Source organism: Streptomyces sp. 3N207 (genome assembly GCF_052246355.1).
In the GTDB taxonomy this organism is placed as follows: Bacteria; Actinomycetota; Actinomycetes; order Streptomycetales; family Streptomycetaceae; genus Streptomyces.
In genome coordinates this window covers 83358-101645 of record NZ_JBQQBV010000007.1, presented here as the reverse complement: position 1 = coordinate 101645, position 18288 = coordinate 83358, and the positions used below count along the sequence as shown (strand labels likewise).

General features: G+C 70.8%; 15 protein-coding genes. 8 read left to right on the top strand and 7 right to left on the bottom strand.

Going from position 1 to position 18288, the window contains the following annotated elements; translation table 11 throughout:
* Positions 1-382: 382 nt before the first annotated feature.
* Entirely contained in the window at positions 383-1258 is an 876-nt protein-coding gene (locus ACTWP9_RS13510) for an oxidoreductase (protein WP_443246336.1), read from the bottom strand.
* A 106-nt stretch (positions 1259-1364) separates the two neighbouring features.
* Between ACTWP9_RS13510 and ACTWP9_RS13505 the strand changes: the two genes are divergently transcribed.
* A complete protein-coding gene (locus ACTWP9_RS13505; RefSeq protein ID WP_443246335.1) occupies positions 1365-2363 on the top strand; it encodes a nucleotide-binding protein in 999 nt (332 codons plus the stop codon).
* 88 nt (positions 2364-2451) lie between these two features.
* Here ACTWP9_RS13505 and ACTWP9_RS13500 read toward each other — a convergent pair whose 3' ends face one another.
* Positions 2452-3705 (bottom strand): hypothetical protein, encoded by a 1254-nt coding sequence (locus ACTWP9_RS13500; protein ID WP_443246334.1) that lies wholly within the window; start codon positions 3703-3705, stop codon positions 2452-2454.
* 224 nt (positions 3706-3929) lie between these two features.
* On the opposite strand from ACTWP9_RS13500, the gene ACTWP9_RS13495 reads away from it, so the two are divergent.
* The 6 genes from ACTWP9_RS13495 to ACTWP9_RS13470 all read left to right on the top strand — a co-directional run bounded on the left by ACTWP9_RS13495 (position 3930) and on the right by ACTWP9_RS13470 (position 12177).
* A complete protein-coding gene (locus ACTWP9_RS13495; protein ID WP_443246333.1) occupies positions 3930-6557 on the top strand; it encodes a SulP family inorganic anion transporter in 2628 nt (875 codons plus the stop codon).
* 198 nt (positions 6558-6755) lie between these two features.
* A complete protein-coding gene (gene acs / locus ACTWP9_RS13490) occupies positions 6756-8723 on the top strand; it encodes an acetate--CoA ligase (protein WP_443246332.1) in 1968 nt (655 codons plus the stop codon).
* A gap of 175 nt (positions 8724-8898) precedes the next feature.
* Positions 8899-10329, top strand: coding sequence for a Na+/H+ antiporter NhaA (gene nhaA, locus ACTWP9_RS13485; RefSeq protein WP_443246331.1), 1431 nt, complete (start codon positions 8899-8901; stop codon positions 10327-10329).
* Between the two features lie 99 nt (positions 10330-10428).
* Positions 10429-10899 (top strand): phage holin family protein, encoded by a 471-nt coding sequence (locus ACTWP9_RS13480; protein WP_443246330.1) that lies wholly within the window; start codon positions 10429-10431, stop codon positions 10897-10899.
* Positions 10896-11861: an alpha/beta fold hydrolase gene (locus ACTWP9_RS13475; protein ID WP_443246329.1), complete on the top strand. Its 966-nt coding sequence runs from the start codon at positions 10896-10898 to the stop codon at positions 11859-11861. Before ACTWP9_RS13480 ends, ACTWP9_RS13475 begins: the two co-directional genes overlap by 4 nt.
* A 130-nt stretch (positions 11862-11991) precedes the next feature.
* Positions 11992-12177, top strand: a complete 186-nt coding sequence (locus ACTWP9_RS13470) for a hypothetical protein (protein WP_443246328.1) — start codon at positions 11992-11994, stop codon at positions 12175-12177.
* A gap of 62 nt (positions 12178-12239) precedes the next feature.
* Here ACTWP9_RS13470 and ACTWP9_RS13465 read toward each other — a convergent pair whose 3' ends face one another.
* The 3 genes from ACTWP9_RS13465 to nth form a co-directional block, all read right to left on the bottom strand.
* The gene (locus tag ACTWP9_RS13465; protein ID WP_443246327.1) at positions 12240-13439 is read right to left on the bottom strand and encodes a MarP family serine protease; all 1200 of its coding nucleotides are present in this window, start codon (positions 13437-13439) and stop codon (positions 12240-12242) included.
* 246 nt (positions 13440-13685) lie between these two features.
* Entirely contained in the window at positions 13686-14354 is a 669-nt protein-coding gene (locus ACTWP9_RS13460; protein ID WP_443246462.1) for an NUDIX hydrolase, read from the bottom strand.
* A gap of 50 nt (positions 14355-14404) precedes the next feature.
* A complete protein-coding gene (gene nth, locus ACTWP9_RS13455) occupies positions 14405-15520 on the bottom strand; it encodes an endonuclease III (protein ID WP_443246326.1) in 1116 nt (371 codons plus the stop codon).
* Positions 15521-15785: 265 nt separating this feature from the next.
* Here nth and ACTWP9_RS13450 point away from each other — a divergent pair, with 265 nt between their 5' ends.
* The gene (locus ACTWP9_RS13450) at positions 15786-16460 is read left to right on the top strand and encodes a Crp/Fnr family transcriptional regulator (protein ID WP_019355551.1); all 675 of its coding nucleotides are present in this window, start codon (positions 15786-15788) and stop codon (positions 16458-16460) included.
* Positions 16461-16574: 114 nt separating this feature from the next.
* On the opposite strand, the gene ACTWP9_RS13445 is transcribed toward ACTWP9_RS13450, so the two are convergent.
* Both ACTWP9_RS13445 and ACTWP9_RS13440 read right to left on the bottom strand, forming a co-directional pair.
* A complete protein-coding gene (locus tag ACTWP9_RS13445) occupies positions 16575-17405 on the bottom strand; it encodes an MBL fold metallo-hydrolase (protein WP_443246325.1) in 831 nt (276 codons plus the stop codon).
* Positions 17402-18286 carry an NUDIX hydrolase gene (locus ACTWP9_RS13440; RefSeq protein WP_443246324.1) on the bottom strand — a complete coding sequence of 295 codons (885 nt, stop codon included), beginning with the start codon at positions 18284-18286 and terminating at the stop codon, positions 17402-17404. Before ACTWP9_RS13440 ends, ACTWP9_RS13445 begins: the two co-directional genes overlap by 4 nt.
* Positions 18287-18288: the final 2 nt, after the last annotated feature.

Here is an 18288-nt window from a genome sequence, read left to right as displayed (position 1 = left end):
CCGCCTCAACAAGGGATGTCCGGTTCGATGCCGTACGCCCGCAGTTGAGGGCAAAAGTAAAGATGTGCGAGCAGGGCTTCCGCTCAGTTCCCGCACGGAGTACAAAGGAGTTGACGGCCCGCGAGACCGGCGGAATCCGAAAGGATCCCGTTCTACGCAATGGCCCACGGACCGCCTGCATGAATACCGGGTACCCACGCGACGCAGAGCCCGCGATCGGGCAGGTCCCGTCAGGAAAGGGCAAAGTCCCACCTGATGACCGGACGCAATGTGGAGCACGCACTGGTAACCCGGTGGACATGCCAGTGACGGCCCCGCCCGTTGTGGCGGGGCCGCCGCATTTTCACGTCCTTTCAGGCCCTCAAGAAGGTTCCCCTGGCCCTCAGGCCGCGCCCCGCTGCATCGCCTCGCAGACGGCGGTGCTCTCCCGTACGCCGAGCTCGACCGCGCGGCCGCAGTGTGCGATCCACTCCGTCATCCCTTCGGGTGTTCCCGAGGCATAACCGGCCAGGGCCGTCAGATACGTATCGCGGCCCAGCTCCGCATGGCCCACTTCGGCCGGACAGATGGCCTTGGGGTCGAGGCCGCTGCCGACCAGCACGACGCGCTCGGCGGCACGCGCGACCTGCCCGTTGTACGAGCCGAACGGGCGCAGCACCTGCAGCTCACCGTGCACCACCGAAGAGGCGACCAGCGCCGGAGCCGAGGTGCTGCCCGCCATGAGCTGCGCCAGACCGTCCAAGCGCGCCGCGACCTCGTCCGCGCCGGGCAGCTCCAGGCCGAGGTCCGGGCTGTCGACCGGCTCTCCGGGGCGCCGTGGGCGGCCGACGGTGTCCTCGCGTGCCACGCCGCCCGCGGCCACCAGGTGCAGCCGGGCCAGTACGCGCAGCGGTGACTGCTGCCAGATGTCGAGCAGCTGCCCCGCCTCGGCCGTCACACGCAGCGCCGCGCCAACGGTGCGGGCCTCGGGCTCGGTACCGAAGTCGCTGCGACGGCGCACCTCTTCGAGTGCCCAGTCGACGCCTTCCACTGCGGCCGTGGCGCGGGCTCCGCGCAGTGCGGCCTCCGCGCTGACCTCACTGCTGCGACGGCGCATGATGCGGTGCCCATAGACCCGGTCGACGGCTTTGCGCACGGACTCGACGGCCTCCGGCACACCCGGCAGTGCGGCGAGAGGGGCCAGCGGGTCGGCCGCGGCGGTGCTGGGCGCCGAAGTCTTCGACGTGTCTCCGTCGTCGGGGCGAGCGGTGCTACTCATGCGTACGACCCTACGCACCCGGCCGGGCGCCCCAACCCCACGATCGAGTGGTCTTCTTCACTCGTGCCTGCAGATCCGGCACCTTCGGCGGATTACGCTATTGAACATGAAGATCGCTTTCGTAGGGAAGGGTGGCAGTGGCAAGACCACGCTGTCCTCGTTGTTCGTGCGCCACCTCGCCGCCCAGGGCACGCCCGTCATCGCCGTCGATGCCGATATCAACCAGCACCTGGGCGCGGCACTGGGACTGGACGACTCCGAGGCGGAGGCACTGCCCGCAATGGGCGCACACCTTCCGCTCATCAAGGAGTACCTGCGGGGCAGCAACCCGCGGATCGCCTCTGCCGACAAGATGATCAAGACGACGCCTCCAGGCGAGGGTTCCCGGCTGCTCCGCTTGCAGGAGGACAACCCGGTTTACGACGCCTGTGCGCGCACTGTCGCACTGGACGGCGGGGACATCCGGCTGCTGGCCACAGGGCCGTTCACCGAGTCGGACCTGGGGGTGGCCTGCTACCACTCCAAGACCGGTGCAGTGGAACTGCTGCTGAACCATCTCGTCGACAGCCGCGAGGAGTTCATGGTCGTCGACATGACGGCGGGCAGCGACTCCTTCGCCTCCGGGATGTTCACCCGCTTCGACATGACGTTCCTGGTGGCCGAGCCGACCCGCAAGGGCGTCTCCGTCTACCGGCAGTACAAGGAGTACGCACGGGACTTCGGCGTTCCGCTGAAGGTCGTCGGCAACAAGGTGCAGAGCGCGGACGACATCGACTTCCTGCGCCAGGAAGTGGGTGACGACCTGCTGGTGACGTTCGGCCACTCGGACTGGGTGCGCGCTATGGAGAAGGGCCGCCCGCGTCCCTTCCTCGAGCTGGAGGAGGACAACTCCCGCTCACTGGCCACGCTGTACGAGACGGCCGACGCCTCCTACGAACTGCGCGACTGGGAGCGCTACACCCGGCAGATGGTCCACTTCCATCTGCGCAACGCGGAGAGCTGGGGGAACGCCAAGACCGGAGCCGACCTCGCAGCCCAGGTCGACCCCTCCTTCGTCCTGCATGAGGACCGTCGGGAGACCGCAGCTGCTCCCCAGCCCGCCTGACAGTTGCGGAAACCTGGCGGCGCTGTCCCGTCGTCCGGCTCCCCGAGCCCCGTTCCAGGCCGACCCGGCCCGGAACGGGGGTGCCAGGTCAGCCGGTCTTCGCGGCCCTCGCATTCTGTGCCGTGGGTCGTGAGAGGAAGGCGCGCCAACCGCCCGTCGGCTTCTCCCCCACCTCCAGGGTGCGAAGCCTGGCGAGCATGCGCGGATCCTGCGCGTCCAGCCAGTCGACGAGCTGACGGAACGAGACACAGCGGACGCCGTCCTTGCGGCAGACGGTCTTCATGACGTCCTCGACAGCGTCCATGTAGATGCCGCCGTTCCAGTCCTCGAAGTGGTTGCCGATGATCAGCGGTGCACGGTTGCCCTTGTAGGCGCGCTGGAAGCCTTGCAGCAGGCCGTCCCGCATCTGGCGCTTCCAGACGGGCCGCCTTTCCACCGCCCCGTCGACCGTGCCGGACTGGTTGGCGAGGAAGTTGTAATCCATCGACAGCGTCTCGAACTCCCGTCCGGGGACGGGGACCTTCTGGAGCGGTAGGTCCCACAGGCCCTGCCGCTTACCGGGCCACACCTGGGTGCCGTCGCCGCTGGAGTCGTAGTGGAAGCCCATCTGACTCGCGGCCTTCAGCAGGTTCTCCTGGCCCTCGAGACAGGGCGTGCGACCGCCGGCCAGCTCCCGCTTGTACTCGAACGGGAGCGCTCGGGCCTTCGCCCACCCTGTCGTCGTCTTCCAGTTCTCGACGAACCAGCGGGCCTGCCTGATCTCGCTTTTCCACTGCTCGACGGACCAAGACCCCACGCCGCCGGGCCCGCAGAAGTGGCCGTTGAAGTGGGTTCCGATCTCGCTGCCGTCCAGCCACGCCTTGTGGACCTGTCGGAGGGTGGCACGCACGTTCTTGTCCTTGAGGTAGCCGATGTCGGAAGCGCCCTGGGCGTGTCCGGGCGGGGAGTAACGTTTCGCCTCGCCCTCCGGCAGCGCGTAGACACCGCTGAGGAAGTAGGTCTGCGCCGCGCCGTACTTCTTGCCCGCCTTGCGGAAGCGGGAGAAGAGTCTCTTGCCGTCCTCGCCGGCGCCGTCCCAGGAGAAGACGACGAACTGCGGAGGCTTCTTCCCCGACGCCAGCCTGCGCGGGGTGGGCTGAAAGGGCTGGCGCCCCGTCAGCGAGGTCGAACCGTCCCCCAGCAGCTGGACCTTGCTCTGCGGCCTGGCCTGTGGGGCTCCACCGGGAGAATCTTCCGGCCGTCGCGCACCGTCGCCGCCCGAGCAACCCCCGGCGGCCAGGGACAACGCCAGCGCCGCCGGAACTGCGGTGGTGAGAGCGGGTCTTTTCCGCGTGGCTGCCATCGGCTCACCTCGTCCTCTCGCCTTGTCTCGTCGGTCACCGGGCGGGACCGGCGTTGCCACATGGATAAAAGTGGCACGAGATATTAATAAGACAAATAGGACAAGCTGCCTTTTAGGCCCTGTTCACTCGATGGGTGGAACACGGACGGCCAGACCCCACTCCGCGCTTCGCCAAGGCTTTACTTGGCATTACTCTTCTTTTACTTCCGCATGGGAGTAATCAGATGATCACGCAAAGTGCCGACCATGGGAGGAGCGCGATGCCCCACCGCACCCCGGTGCGCAGCCGTCCGGTCGCCCGCCAGGACAGCTCCACCGCACGTCAGCGCTGGTCGGCGGACCTCTCCGCGTCCGTCACTGTCTTCCTGATCGCGCTCCCGCTCTCCCTCGGCATCGCGCTGGCCGCCGGTGCCCCGCTCCAGTCCGGGCTGGTGGCAGGCGCCGTCGGCGGACTGGTCTGCGGTTGGCTCGGCGGCGCTCCCCTGCAGATCACCGGTCCCGCGGCGGGGCTGACCGTGATCACGGCCGAGCTGATCCAGCGCTACGGCTGGCAGACCACCTGCGCGATCACCGTCCTGGCCGGGCTCGCCCAGCTGGGGCTCGGCTTCCTGCGGGTGGCACGCTCCGCCCTTGCCGTCAGTCCTGCTGTCGTGCACGGGATGCTGGCGGGGATCGGGGCCACCATCGCGCTGGCCCAACTCCATGTGATGCTCGGCGGCGCCCCCGACAGCTCGCCGCTCACCAATGCGCTGGAGCTGCCCGGGCGGATCACATCGGTGCAGCCCGCCGCCCTCTCCGTCAGCGGGCTGACCGTCGTCGTGCTGCTGGCCTGGCCCTTGCTGAAGGAGCACGGCGGGCCGCTCGGCGCGGTCATCGGGAGAGTTCCGGCCGCGCTTGCGGCGGTCGGCCTGGCCGCCCTCGCCGCCGTGCTGGCCGATACGCGGCTGCCTCGGGTCGACCTTCCCTCCTGGCGCTCGCATGCGCTGCCTCAGCTTCCGGAAGGACCGGTGCTCGGGTTGGGAACCGCGGTGTTGACGCTCACTCTGGTGGCCAGCGTGCAGGCCCTGTTGTCGGCCGCCGCGGCCGACAAGCTCACGGCCGCCCGGGGTGCCGGGGCCCGGGTGCCGCGCAGCGACCTGGACCGGGAGCTGCGTGCGCACGGTGTGGCGAACGCGGTGTCGGGCGCGCTGGGCGGGCTGCCCGTCACCGGGGTCGCGGTCCGCAGCACGGCGAACATCAACGCCGGGGCCACCAGCCGGAACTCGGCAGTGCTGCAAGGGGTGTGGGTGCTGCTGGCGGCCGGACTGCTGGTGGGGGCGCTGCAGCTGATCCCCCTTGCGGCGCTGGGGGCGCTGGTGATGGTCGTGGGCGTGCGGATGGTCAATCCGGGCCACATCGGTGCGCTGGTACGGCACCGCGAGGCGCTGGTGTTCGGCACCACGGCGGTGGCGGTGGTGCTGCTGGGCGTACTGGAGGGGGTCGGCCTGGGGATCGCGGTTGCGGTGGCCGTCGCGCTGCACCGGCTGGCAGGGGCACGGATCACCGTGCAGCGCGATGCGGGAAGCGGTCTCGCAACTCGGCGCGGTGACGGCTACCGGGTGCTGGTGCGGGGGCAGTTGACGTTTCTGGCGGTGCCACGGCTGAGCCGGGCGCTGGCGCAGGTCCCCGAGGGGGCGAAAGCAGTGGTGGAACTGGAGGGATCGTTCATGGACCACGCGGCGTTCGAGGCGCTGGAGGACTGGCGGGCCGCCCATACGGCCGCGGGCGGCGAGGCGGAGGTCAGAGGCCGCGCGGGGCTAGAGATCGGCGAGCCCTCGGCGGCGCACGCGTGCTCGCCGTGGACGCCCTGGCGCAACCACCAGTGCACGCGCCCGTCCGCCGAGGGGTCCGAGAGCTCCCATGACGGCCCGGCACCGGGCGCCGGCCCGCACACCGACGGCCGCTCGGACACCAGGCCGCACCCCGACGACCGTTCAGGCGCCAGTCCGGACGGCGACAGCCCGCACGGCGACGGCCCGCACGGCGACGGCCCCCCGAACGGCGACGGCTCCCCGCGCAGTGACGGCTCCGCCGACATCGGGTCCGCCGCCCAGGATGCGGGGGCAGGCGGCCCTTCCCGGAACAGCACGCAGCGCGCGCACGCCCAGTCCCGGCGTGGTCAACTGCTGGGCGGGGTGCGTAACTTCCAGCGGACCACGGCTCCGCTCGTACGGGACGAGCTGGCGCGGCTGGCCCGGGAGGGGCAGCGGCCCTCCCAACTGTTCCTCGCCTGCGCCGACTCCCGCCTGGTCACCAGCATGATCACCTCCAGCGGTCCCGGCGATCTGTTCACCGTCCGCAATGTCGGCAACCTGGTTCCGCCGCCCGGCGAGGAGTGCGGTGACCAGTCGGTGGCAGCAGCGATCGAGTACGCCGTCGAGGTACTCCGGGTCGAATCGGTGACCGTATGCGGGCACTCGGGCTGCGGTGCCATGCAGGCGCTGCACAGTGGGGCGGCGGACCAGGACAGCGGCGGGGCCCGCCGTGCGACCCCGCTCGGCCGATGGCTGCGGCACGGCCGGCCCACCCTGGAACGGTTCCGTACCTGTGGTGATGCCGCCCCGCGCCTCGCCGACCGGGAGACGGCCGACGAACTGGAGGCGCTCTGCCTGACCAACGTCGTCCAGCAGTTGGAGCATCTGGCAGCGCACGCGTGTGTGGCCCGGCGGCTTCGCGAGGGGACGCTGGAGCTGCACGGCATGTATTTCCACGTCGGGGAGGCCCAGACATATGTGCTGGACACGGCGGTCGTCGACGCACCGGAGAGCGAGCCGGTGTTCGCCGCTGTCAGACCTGGCCCTGTGGCTTCCTGAAAGGCGCCCCACACAGCATGGGGCCGCGGCAACACTCAGGTTTGGCGCAATGCGACACGCAACGACTCCCTGATTGCGGCTGTACCCAGCAGGGTGCGAGGTGCCAGGATCGGCTGGGGGTTGACCGGGCTCCCGCGATCACGAAGCATGCCAGTTATCAGGTACTGGTCTACACCACTTGCCGGAACGGGAGCCGACATGAACGAGAGTCCTTCCCTCTCCAACCTGCTGAAGGAGGAACGGCGGTTCGCCCCACCCGCCGAGCTGGCCGCGAACGCCAATGTCACCGCTGCGGCGTATGAGCAGGCCAAGGCCGACCGGCTGGGATTCTGGGCGGAGCAGGCACGGCGCCTGAGTTGGGGGACCGAACCGACCGAGACGCTGGACTGGTCGAACCCGCCGTTCGCCAAGTGGTTCAAGGACGGCAAGCTCAACGTCGCCTACAACTGCGTCGACCGCCATGTGGAGGCCGGCCGGGGCGACCGCGTCGCCATCAACTTCGAGGGCGAGCCCGGAGACACCCGTACGCTCACCTACGCCGACCTCCAGCGGGAGGTCTCGCAGGCCGCCAATGCGCTGACGGAGCTGGGCGTACAGGCGGGCGACCGGGTCGCCATCTATATGCCGATGATCCCCGAGACCATCGTGGCGATGCTGGCGTGCGCGCGTATCGGAGCGCCGCACTCGGTCGTCTTCGGCGGCTTCTCGGCGGACGCGCTGGCGACCCGGATCGAGGATGCGGACGCGCGCGTCGTCATCACCTCCGACGGCGGCTACCGCAAGGGCGCGCCGTCCGCGCTCAAGCCCGCCGTCGACGAGGCACTGACCCGGCCGGGCACCGAGAAGGTCCGCAACGTGCTGGTCGTCAAGCGGACGGGCCAGGAGGACATCGCCTGGAACGAGGACCGCGATCTGTGGTGGCACGAGGTGGTCGGCCGCCAGTCCGAGCAGCACACGCCGGAGGACTTCGACGCCGAGCACCCGCTGTTCATCCTGTACACCTCCGGCACGACGGGTAAGCCGAAGGGCATCCTGCACACCACCGGCGGGTACCTCACGCAGGTCGCCTACACGCACCACGCGGTCTTCGACCTCAAGCCGGAGACCGACGTCTTCTGGTGCACCGCCGACGTCGGCTGGGTGACCGGGCACTCGTACATCGTCTACGGGCCGCTCGCCAACGGCGCGACGGAGGTGCTCTACGAGGGCACGCCCGACTCGCCGCACAAGGGCCGCTGGTGGGAGATCGTGCAGAAGTACGGCGTCACCATCCTCTACACCGCGCCGACCGCGATCCGCGCGAGCATGAAGTGGGGCGACGACATCCCCGCGAAGTTCAACCTGTCGTCGCTGCGCATCCTGGGTTCGGTGGGCGAGCCCATCAACCCCGAGGCGTGGGTGTGGTATCGGCATCACATCGGCGGCGACCGCACCCCCGTGGTGGACACCTGGTGGCAGACGGAGACGGGCGGCATCATGATCAGCCCGCTGCCAGGCGTCACCGAGGCCAAGCCGGGCTCGGCGCAGGTGCCGCTGCCGGGCATCGCGGCGACGGTCGTGGACGACGAGGCCAGCGAGGTGCCGGACGGCGCAGGCGGATACCTCGTACTGACCGAGCCGTGGCCGTCGATGCTGCGCACCATCTGGGGCGACGACAAGCGCTTCCTGGACACCTACTGGTCGCGGTTCGAGGGCAAGTACTTCGCGGGCGACGGCGCCAAGAAGGACGAGGACGGCGATGTCTGGCTGCTCGGCCGGGTGGACGACGTGATGCTCGTCTCCGGGCACAACATCTCCACCACCGAGGTCGAGTCGGCGCTGGTCTCGCATCCGAAGGTGGCCGAGGCGGCGGTCGTGGGCGCGACCGACCCGCAGACGACACAGGCCATCTGCGCGTTCGTCATTCTGCGCGGCGGCGCGGACGAGGACGAGGCGCTGGTGGAGGAGCTGCGCGCCCACGTCGCCAAGCAGCTGGGCCCGATCGCCAAGCCGAAGCGCATCCTGCCGGTCGCGGAGCTGCCCAAGACCCGCTCCGGCAAGATCATGCGCCGGCTGCTGCGGGACGTGGCGGAGAACCGCACGCTGGGTGACACTCAGACCCTCACCGACTCCTCCGTGATGGATCTCATCCAGTCCAAGCTGCCGAGCGCGCCCAGCGAGGACTGAGCCGGCTCAGACAGCTGCGCGAGTGAGGGCACCGGCCTGCAGGCCGGTGCCCTCACTCGTTCGGTTAGGCTTGCCCCGTCGCACCGCGTCAAGAATGCGACAAGACCTTGGGCGAGCCGGGAAGTCTGGTCGGCACACACCACAGGTGTGTCCCGCCATCTTCTGGAGGCCCGCAATGGCGCCGCCACATGCCCCGCCCCACGGCGACAACGACCAGAGCCGCCGTTCCGTCTTTCTCGGCAGGCTCCCGCTCGGCGAACGCCGGTTCCTCGCGGACGCGTTGCGCACCGAGACCGTCGGCGGCACCCTGCTGCTGGCCGCCGCCATCGTCGCCCTGCTGCTGGCCAACACCGGCGCCAGCAGCGTCTACGAGGACGTCAAGAACTTCCACTTCGGCCCCGAGGCGCTCCATCTGCATCTCTCGGTCGCCGACTGGGCCAAGGACGGGCTGCTCACCCTCTTCTTCTTCGTCGCGGGGATCGAGCTCAAGCGGGAGCTGGTCGCGGGTGAGCTGCGCGATCCACGGGCCGCCGCGCTGCCGATCGTCTCGGCGATGTGCGGGATGGCCGTCCCGGCGCTGGTCTATCTGGCCTTCGCGGCCGGCGGAGGTGGTGATCTGCGCGGCTGGGCGATCCCGATGGCGACCGACATCGCGTTCGCGCTGGGAGTGCTGGCCGTGCTCGGCACCGGGCTGCCCTCCGCGCTGCGGGCCTTTCTGCTGACCCTGGCCGTCGTCGACGACCTGGGCGCCATCGTGATCATCGCCGTCTTCTACTCGGCGGGCATCAGCTTCGGGGCGCTGGCGGGCGCGGTCGCCGGGCTGGTGCTCTTCTGGCTCCTGCACCACCGGGGGGTGCGCGGCTGGTACGTGTACATACCGCTCGCCCTCGTCGTCTGGGCGCTGATGCACGCCAGCGGGGTGCACGCCACGGTCGCCGGGGTCGCGATGGGGCTGCTGCTGCGCTGTACGCCGCGGCCGGGCGAGGAGCCGGGGACCTCACCCGCCGCGCACATCGAGCACCTGGTCAGGCCGCTCTCGGCGGGACTCGCCGTGCCGGTCTTCGCGCTGTTCGCGGCGGGGGTGGCGGTCTCGGACGGAGCGCTGACCGATGTGTTCACCCAGCCGGAGACCCTGGGCGTGGTACTGGGGCTGCTGGCGGGCAAGACGCTCGGCGTGTTCGGCGGGGCCTGGGCGACGGTGCGCTTCACCAAGGCGGAGCTGAACCGTGAGCTGGGCTGGGCCGACGTACTGGCCATCGCAGCGCTGTCCGGCATCGGCTTCACCGTCTCGCTGCTGATCAGCGAGCTGGCCTTCACCCAGGACGCCGTACTCGGCGACGAGGCCAAGGCGGCGGTGCTGATCGGCTCGCTGCTGGCCGCGGTGTTCGCGGGGATCGTGCTCAAACTGCGGGCCCGTAAGTACCGTTCGCTGGTGGAGGCCGAGGACCGGGACGAGGACGGTGACGGCATCCCCGACGTGTACGAGGAGGACAACCCTCAGTTCCATCTGCGGATGGCGGCGCTCTACGAGGCGAAGGCGGCCGAGCACCGCAGGCTCGCCGAGGTGGCCACGCGCCACGACGTGACGGACGATGGTCCGGCATGATCTGAGCCGGACCGACTACCAGGGGAAGCCGGCACGACGGCCAGGGGAAGCCCGGGGCCCGCACCGTGACGGGCCTTCACTACCGCGAGGGAGACAGCGATGAGCGCAGCCGACGACGGCCGTAGCCTCGGCCAGTTGGTCGCAGCGGCCACTGCGGAGATGTCCGCACTGGTGCACGACGAGATCGCGCTGGCCAAGGCCGAACTGCGGCAGGACGTCAAGCGCGGCGTGCTGGGCAGCGGTGCGGCCCTGATCGCCGGGGTCTTCCTGCTCTTCGCACTGCCGGTGCTGAGCTTCGCCGCCGCCTTCGGCATCCACAACCTGGGACTCGGTCTCGCCTGGTCGTTCCTGATCGTCGGCGGCGCCTTCATCGCTGTCGCGCTGCTCCTGCTGCTGCTGGCGCTGGTCAAGTTCAAGAAGGTCTCCAAGAGCAAGAGCCCGCAGAAGTCGATGGCCTCCGCCAGGCAGAGCGCGGCCGTCCTCTCGCACGCCAGGCCCCACCCCCGCGCGGGGGAGGACGGCGGCAAGGAGCGCCCGCAGCTTCAGGGTGTGACACGCTCGTCCGTATGACGCTCGCAGACAGTCCCGCGGCCGTGATCCGTCCCGAGGGCCCCTGGACGCATCGGGACGTGGCCGCCAACGGAGCCCGGTTCCACATCGCCGAGATGGGCGAGGGCCCGCTGGTGCTGCTGCTGCACGGTTTTCCGCAGTACTGGTGGGCGTGGCGGCACCAGCTGCCCGCACTGGCCGACGCCGGCTACCGGGCCGTGGCGATGGACCTGCGCGGTGTGGGCGGCAGCGACCGTACGCCGCGCGGCTACGACCCGGCCAACCTCGCGCTCGATGTGACCGGTGTCATCCGCTCGCTGGGCGAGCCCGACGCTGCACTGGTCGGGCACGACCTCGGCGGCTACCTGGCATGGACGGCGGCGGTGATGCGGCCCAAGCTGATCCGCCGCCTCGTCGTCGCCTCGATGCCGCACCCCCGCCGCTGGCGGGCGGCCATGCTGGGCGACGTACGGCAGACAGCGGCCAGCTCCTACGTCTGGGGCTTCCAGCGTCCGTGGCTGCCGGAGCGGCAACTCGTGGCGGACGACGGTGCACTGGTGGAGCAGCTGATCCGGAACTGGGCCGGCCCCAAGCCGCCCGGTCCCACCGACGACCCGCCCGGCCCGACCGGCGACGCGGGCGTCCTGGCGGTGGAGAACTATCGGCGCGCGATGTGCGTACCCTCCACGGCGCACTGTTCGGTTGAGCCGTACCGGTGGCTGGTGCGGTCGCTGGCGCGGCCGGACGGGATGCAGTTCTACCGGCGGATGAAGCGGCCGGTCCGGGTGCCGGCGTTGCATCTGCACGGTTCGCTCGATCCGGTGATGCGTACGCGCAGCGCTGCGGGGTCGGGCGAGTACGTCGAAGCCCCGTACCGCTGGCGGCTTTTCGACGGGCTGGGGCACTGGCCGCACGAGGAGGACCCGGAGACCTTCACCTCGGAGCTGGTCCACTGGCTGAGCGACCCGGAGCCGGACCGCTGACCGGTCTGTGCCGGGCCCGCACCGTCGGCACCGGCGGGTCCCTGCCGCCTCGTACATGTGCCCGCCGCATAGGCCGATTGAGGGGGTCGGCGGCGATTACTGACCTTGAGGCGGGGGCAGGGACCCGGGTATGGGGTTGACGCACGACTTCCGTGACGTGGCACGTAACCGCAGCCTTCTCAGGGACCCGCGCGGCCAGGCTTCCCCGCGCGCCATGGCCCGGCTGCATCCCGCCGATGCCGAGCTGGGTATCCCCCGCATTCTGCGTCGCCGCGCCCGCTGGGTCGGCGCCAGACTGCGGCACAACCGCTCCTGAGCCGGGAGATCCGGCGATCCGGAGATCCGGTTTCCCCGTAGGGCGGCATCGGTCCGGTCCCGTCAGATCGCACAGCCCTGGCTGTTCACCGTCCGCTGGGCCGTGCGCCCTCGGGTGATGTCCTGGCGCACCTCGTCGGCGCTGAGGGCGTAGCCGGTGCTGTCATCGTCCAGCGACTTGGCGAAGACCACGCCGTAGACGCGGCCGCCCGGGGTGAGCAGCGGGCCGCCGGAGTTGCCCTGCCTGATCATGGTGTAGAGCGAGTAGACGTCCCTGCTGATGGTGGACCGGTGGTAGATGTCCGGGCCGTTGGCCTGGATACGGCCGCGCACCCGGGCCGAGCGGACGTCGAAGCCGCCGTTCTCCGGAAAGCCGGCCACGATGGCGCCGTCGCCGCTCTGCGCGTCCTGCTCGGCGAAGCGCAGCGCGGGCGCGGTCAGCCCTGGGACGTCGAGGACGGCGATGTCGCGCTTCCAGTCGAAGAGCACGACACGGGCCAGATAGCGCTGCCCCTCCCCGCCGACCTGCACGGTCGGGTGGCGTACCCCGCCGACGACATGCGCGTTCGTCATCACCTTGCCCCGCGAGAAGACGAACCCGGTGCCCTCCAGTTCCTTCCCGCAGCTCGGTGCCGTACCGACGACCTTGACGATGCTGCGCTTGGCGCGCGCCGCGACGGGGCTGCCCGCCAGTTCCGGGTCGGGCGGCCGGACGTCGCGGATCGGCTCGTTGGAGAAGGGCGAGAAGACCTGTGGGTAGCCGTTCTTGGCCAGTACTGAGGAGAAGTTGGCGAACCAGGCGTTGACCTGCTGGGGCATGACTCGCGAGACGCCGAGCAGGACGTTGGAGTCACGCACCTCCCGGCCCAGCGTCGGCAGCGACGTACCGGCCAGCGCGGAGCCGATCAACCAGGCGACGACGAGCATCGCGAGGACGTTGACGAGCGCGCCCCCCGTCGCGTCCAGGGCCCGCGCGGGCGACCAGGTGATGTACTGCCGCAGCTTGTTGCCCAGGTGTGTGGTGAGGGCCTGGCCGACGGAGGCACAGATGATCACCACGATCACGGCACCGATCGCCAGCCCCGTTCCCGGACGGTCGCCCGCCGTGAACTCGTCCCACAGCAGCGGCAGGACGAGCAGCGCGACCAGGCCGCCCCCCAGGAACCCGAGGACCGACAGGATGCCGACGACGAAGCCCTGGCGGTAGCCGACGATCGCGAACCATACGGCAGTCACGACCAGCAGTACGTCCAGCACGTTCACCGAATCAGCCTCGCCTCGGGTCCATCTCCGCAGTAGTCCGCTCCCCGCCTCCCGGCGGCGCACCGTATGCGGTCCGCGCACGGTACGGGCGGCCGCCCGTACGGGGCTGCCCAGGAGAGCGGAAGAGACACCGTCTCATGCGCGCGCGGGTGCGAGGGTCACGCGTACCCGTCGATCGGGTCGATGCGAGGGTCACGCGGCTCCGTCGCTCTTGTCGATGCGTAAGTCACCCGTGAGCCCCCTGAGTCACGCGTGCCAGTCGAGGGGGACCCGGCGGTCGCGGTCCCAGGGTCGCTCCCACCCGGCGTAGTGCAGGATCCGGTCGATCAGGCCCGCCGTGAACCCCCACACCAGCGCCGGGCCGACCATGAAGGCGGGCCCCACGTGTCCGGCCGGGTGGACGGCCATGGCGCGGTTGGCGGGGTCGGTCAGGTCCGAGACGGGGACCGTGAAGACGCGGGCCGTCTCCGCCGGGTCGACCGGCGCCACCGGCGTGGGACGCCGCCACCAGCCGAGCACCGGCGTGACGACGAAACGGCTGACGGGGATGTAGAGGCTGGGCAGTACGGCGAACACCTGCACGCCCGAGGGGTCGAGCCCCGTCTCCTCCTCGGCCTCGCGCAGCGCGGCCCGCAGCCGGCCGTCGCCCTCCGGATCGCCGTCCTCCGGATCGAGCGCCCCGCCGGGGAAGGAGGGCTGCCCGGCGTGCGAGCGCAGGCTGGAGGCACGCTCGATCAGCAGCAGCTCGGGGCCGCGCGGTCCCTCCCCGAAGAGCACCAGGACGGCGGAGGGCCGGCCCTTTCCGTCACGCGGCGGAAGGAAGCGGCTGAGCTGACCCGCCTCGACGGTCTCCGCCGCGTCCCGCACAGGGACGAGCCATTCCGGCAGCTCCCGGCCGCTGACCTCGACCGGCACGGAGGCCGCGCGGGCGTCCGCTGCCCGGTCCGAGGACTGCCCGGCACGCGTCACCGGGCCGCTCCGGCAGCGGAATCGGTCGTTGGCCCGGCTCCGGGCTCCGTCGAAGGCTCCGTCGAGGGCTCCGTGGCCGGGTCGCGGGAGGGGAGCGGCGGGGCGGGGCGGCCCGGGTAGTTGGCCGGGGGCTTGAGACGCTGCCCCGGCTGACCGCCCATCTCGTACTTGAGCAGCTTCTTCGCCTTCTCCGGGTCCGTCTCGCCCTCGCCGTAGGAGGGGCAGAGCTCCGCGATCGGGCAGGCGCCGCAGGCGGGCTTGCGGGAGTGGCAGATGCGGCGGCCGTGGAAGATCGTGCGGTGCGAGAACATCGTCCACTCGCTCTCCGGCAGCAGGTCGTCGATCTCCTGCTCGACCTTGACGGCGTCCGTCTGCTCGGTGAGCTTCCAGCGGCGCACCAGTCGGCCGAAGTGGGTGTCGACAGTCAGCCCGGGGACGCCGAAGGCGTTGCCGAGCACCACGAACGCCGTCTTACGGCCCACGCCGGGGAGCTTCACCAGCTCGTCTATCGAGTCGGGGACCTTGCCGCCGTGGTCGTCCCGCAGCGCCGCAGAGAGGCCGAGCAGGGACTTGGCCTTGGCGCGGAAGAAGCCGGTGGGACGGATCAGCTCCTCCAGCTCCTCAGGGTTGGCCGCCGCCATGTCCTCGGGGGTGGGATACGCGGCGAAGAGGGCGGGCGTCGTCTGGTTGACGCGCAGATCGGTGGTCTGCGCGGAGAGGACGGTGGCCACCAGGAGCTCGAACGGATTCTCGAAGTCCAGCTCCGGATGCGCGTAGTAGTAGACCTCCGCCAGCGCCTCGTTGAGCTGCGCGGCACGCTTCGCCCTGGACGCCTGCGACTCCGGCCTGCCCCCGGACGCCTTCTTTGCGGCAGACGACTGGGCGGGTGCCTTCTTCGCGGGAGCCTTCTTCGCGGCGGACTTCGTGGCGGACTTCGTGGCGGGGGCCTTCTTCGCGGGAGCCTTCTTGGCCGGGGCCTTGGCGGCCGGGACCTTCTTCGCCGTGGCGGCCTTCTTCGCGGGGGCCGTCCTGCCGGCCTTCACGGCCTTGGTGGTCTGCTTGGCGGCAGCCTTCTTCGCCGGCGCTTCGGCCGCCGCCTCGTGTTCGCTCACAGCGGAATCCTCTGTCTCCGTCACCCGCCCAGCCCCCTCTCTGTACGTGCGCTTCCCGGGGTAGTGGACACTCGGCCAGCGTAAGGCGCCCCACCGACATTCGTGGCACACGCGGCGGATCCGGGGCTCTAGCGCGCCCCGCGTTGGGGGCGACAGCATGCGTGCGTCAAACTTGTGACTGATTGCTGTGACTGATCGCATGGTTTCACCGTCCGGCATCATGGGTTCCACGGACCCCATGGGCAGGTCGACAAGGAGAGAACTCGTGGACGACGTTCTGCGGCGCGCCCCGCTCTTCGCGGCGCTCGATGAGGAGCAGGCCGCTGAGCTGCGCGCCTCCATGACGGAGACGACGCTCGCTCGCGGCGAGGCCCTCTTCCACGAGGGTGACCCGGGCGACCGCCTCTACGTGGTGACCGAAGGCAAGGTGAAGCTGCACCGCACTTCGCCGGACGGCCGGGAGAACATGCTGGCGGTGCTGGGCCCCGGTGAGCTGATCGGCGAGCTGTCGCTGTTCGACCCGGGCCCGCGTACGGCCACGGCCTCGGCACTGACCGAGGTCAGGCTGCTGGGGCTGGGCCACGGCGACCTCCAGCCCTGGCTGAACGCCCGACCGGAGGTGGCCTCGGCGCTGCTGCGTGCCATCGCCCGGCGGCTGCGCCGTACCAACGACTCCATGTCCGACCTGGTCTTCTCCGACGTGCCCGGCCGGGTGGCCAAGCAGCTGCTGGACCTGTCCCGCCGCTTCGGAGTGCAGTCCGAGGAGGGCATCCACGTCGTCCACGACCTGACCCAGGAGGAGCTGGCCCAGCTGGTGGGCGCCTCCCGCGAGACGGTGAACAAGGCGCTGGCCGACTTCGCCGGACGCGGCTGGCTGCGGCTGGAGGCCCGCGCCGTCATCCTGCTGGACATCGAGCGGCTGGCGAAGCGCTCGCGCTGACACCTGCGCCGGGACCCGTCCCGATCCGTACGCACGTGTAAGGGGCGCCCTCCAAGAGAGGGCGCCCCTTACGTGCGTACCAGGCGGCACGCTCTCAGCAGCAGCTCACGCAGCTCACACCAGCCCGTGCTCGACCAGATAGTCGAGCTGGGCCCGTACCGACAGCTCCGCCGCGGGCCACAGGGATCTGTCCACATCCGCGTAGACGTGGGCCACCACCTCGGCGGCAGTCCGGTGCCCCTGCTCGACAGCCGTCTCCACCTGGGCGAGCCGTTTGGCGCGGTGGGCGAGGTAGTAGTCGATGGCGCCCTGTGCGTCGTTGAGCACGGGCCCATGGCCGGGCAGTACCTGACTGACGCCGTCGTCCACGGTCAGGGACCGCAGGGCGCGCAGGGAGTCGAGATAGTCACCGAGCCTGCCGTCCGGATGGGCGACGACCGTGGTGCCCCGGCCGAGCACCGTGTCGCCGGTCAGCACCGCGGCGTCCGCGGGGAGGTGGAAGGAGAGCGAGTCGGCGGTGTGCCCGGGAGTGGGGACGACCCGCAGCTCCAGGCCGCCCGTGGCGATGACGTCCCCCGCGCCGAGCCCCTCGTCGCCCAGCCGCAGCGCCGGGTCGAGCGCCCGGACCGGCGAGCCCGTCAGCTCGGCGAACCGCGCGGCGCCCTCGGCGTGGTCCGGGTGGCCGTGGGTGAGCAGGGTGAGCGCGACCCGCTTGCCCTGCCGCTCGGCGGTGGCGATCACATTGCGCAGGTGTGCGTCGTCCAGCGGGCCGGGGTCGATGACGACGGCGAGATCGGAGCCGGGTTCGGCGACGATCCAGGTATTGGTGCCGTCCAGCGTCATGGGCGACGGGTTGGGGGCGAGCACACAGGAGGCGCGAGGGCTGGCCTGGCCGTCGAGTGCGCCGCCGCGCGGCTGGCCGGGGAGTGCTGCGGCGTCGGTCATGCGGGATCGATCCTCTTGGTGAACTCGTCGTGTCCTGGCCAGCTCAGCACGATCTGGCCGCCCTCCAGGCGAGCGCGCGCGAGTACGGGCGCCAGATCGCGCTGCCCGGCGGCGGCCAGTGCCTCCGCTGCGGTCCCGTACCGCGTCAGCTGGCGCAGGGTGGAAATGGTGGGCGGCATCATCAGCAGCTCGCCCCTGTCGTAGCCCGCCGCGGCCTCCTCGGGCCGGATCCAGACGGTGCGGTCGGCCTCGGTGGAGGCGTTGCGTGTGCGCTGGCCCTCGGGGAGCGCGGCGACGAAGAAGTACGTGTCGTAGCGCCGGGTCTCGAACTCGGGCGTGATCCAGCGGGCCCAGGCCCCCAGCAGGTCGTCACGCAGCACGAGCCCCCGGCGTTCCAGGAAGTCGGCGAAGGACAGCTCGCGGGCGACCAGCGCCGCGCGGTCCGCCTCCCAGTCCTCCCCCGTGGTGTCGGCGACGACGGTGTCAGGGCCGGGCCCGGCCAGCAGGACACCGGCCTCCTCGAAGGTCTCGCGGACGGCGGCGCACACTGTCGAGCGGGCCGTGGCCTCGTCCGTACCCAGCCGCTCGGCCCACCAAGCGGCCGTCGGTCCCGCCGCCTCCACGGCACGCGCGTCCCGTGGATCGACGGAGCCGCCCGGATACGCGTACGCGCCGCCCGCGAACGCCATCGAGGTACGCCGCCGCAGCATATGGACGGCCGGCCCGTCCGGAGTGTCCCGCAGGAGCAGCACGGTGGCGGCTCTGCGCGGCGTCACCACAGTCAGCTCCCCTGCGGCCAGAGCGCGGATACGCTCCGGCCACTCGGGCGGATACCACTGGCCGCCCTGGTCGGGCGGACCGGACGACGACGATGACGACATGG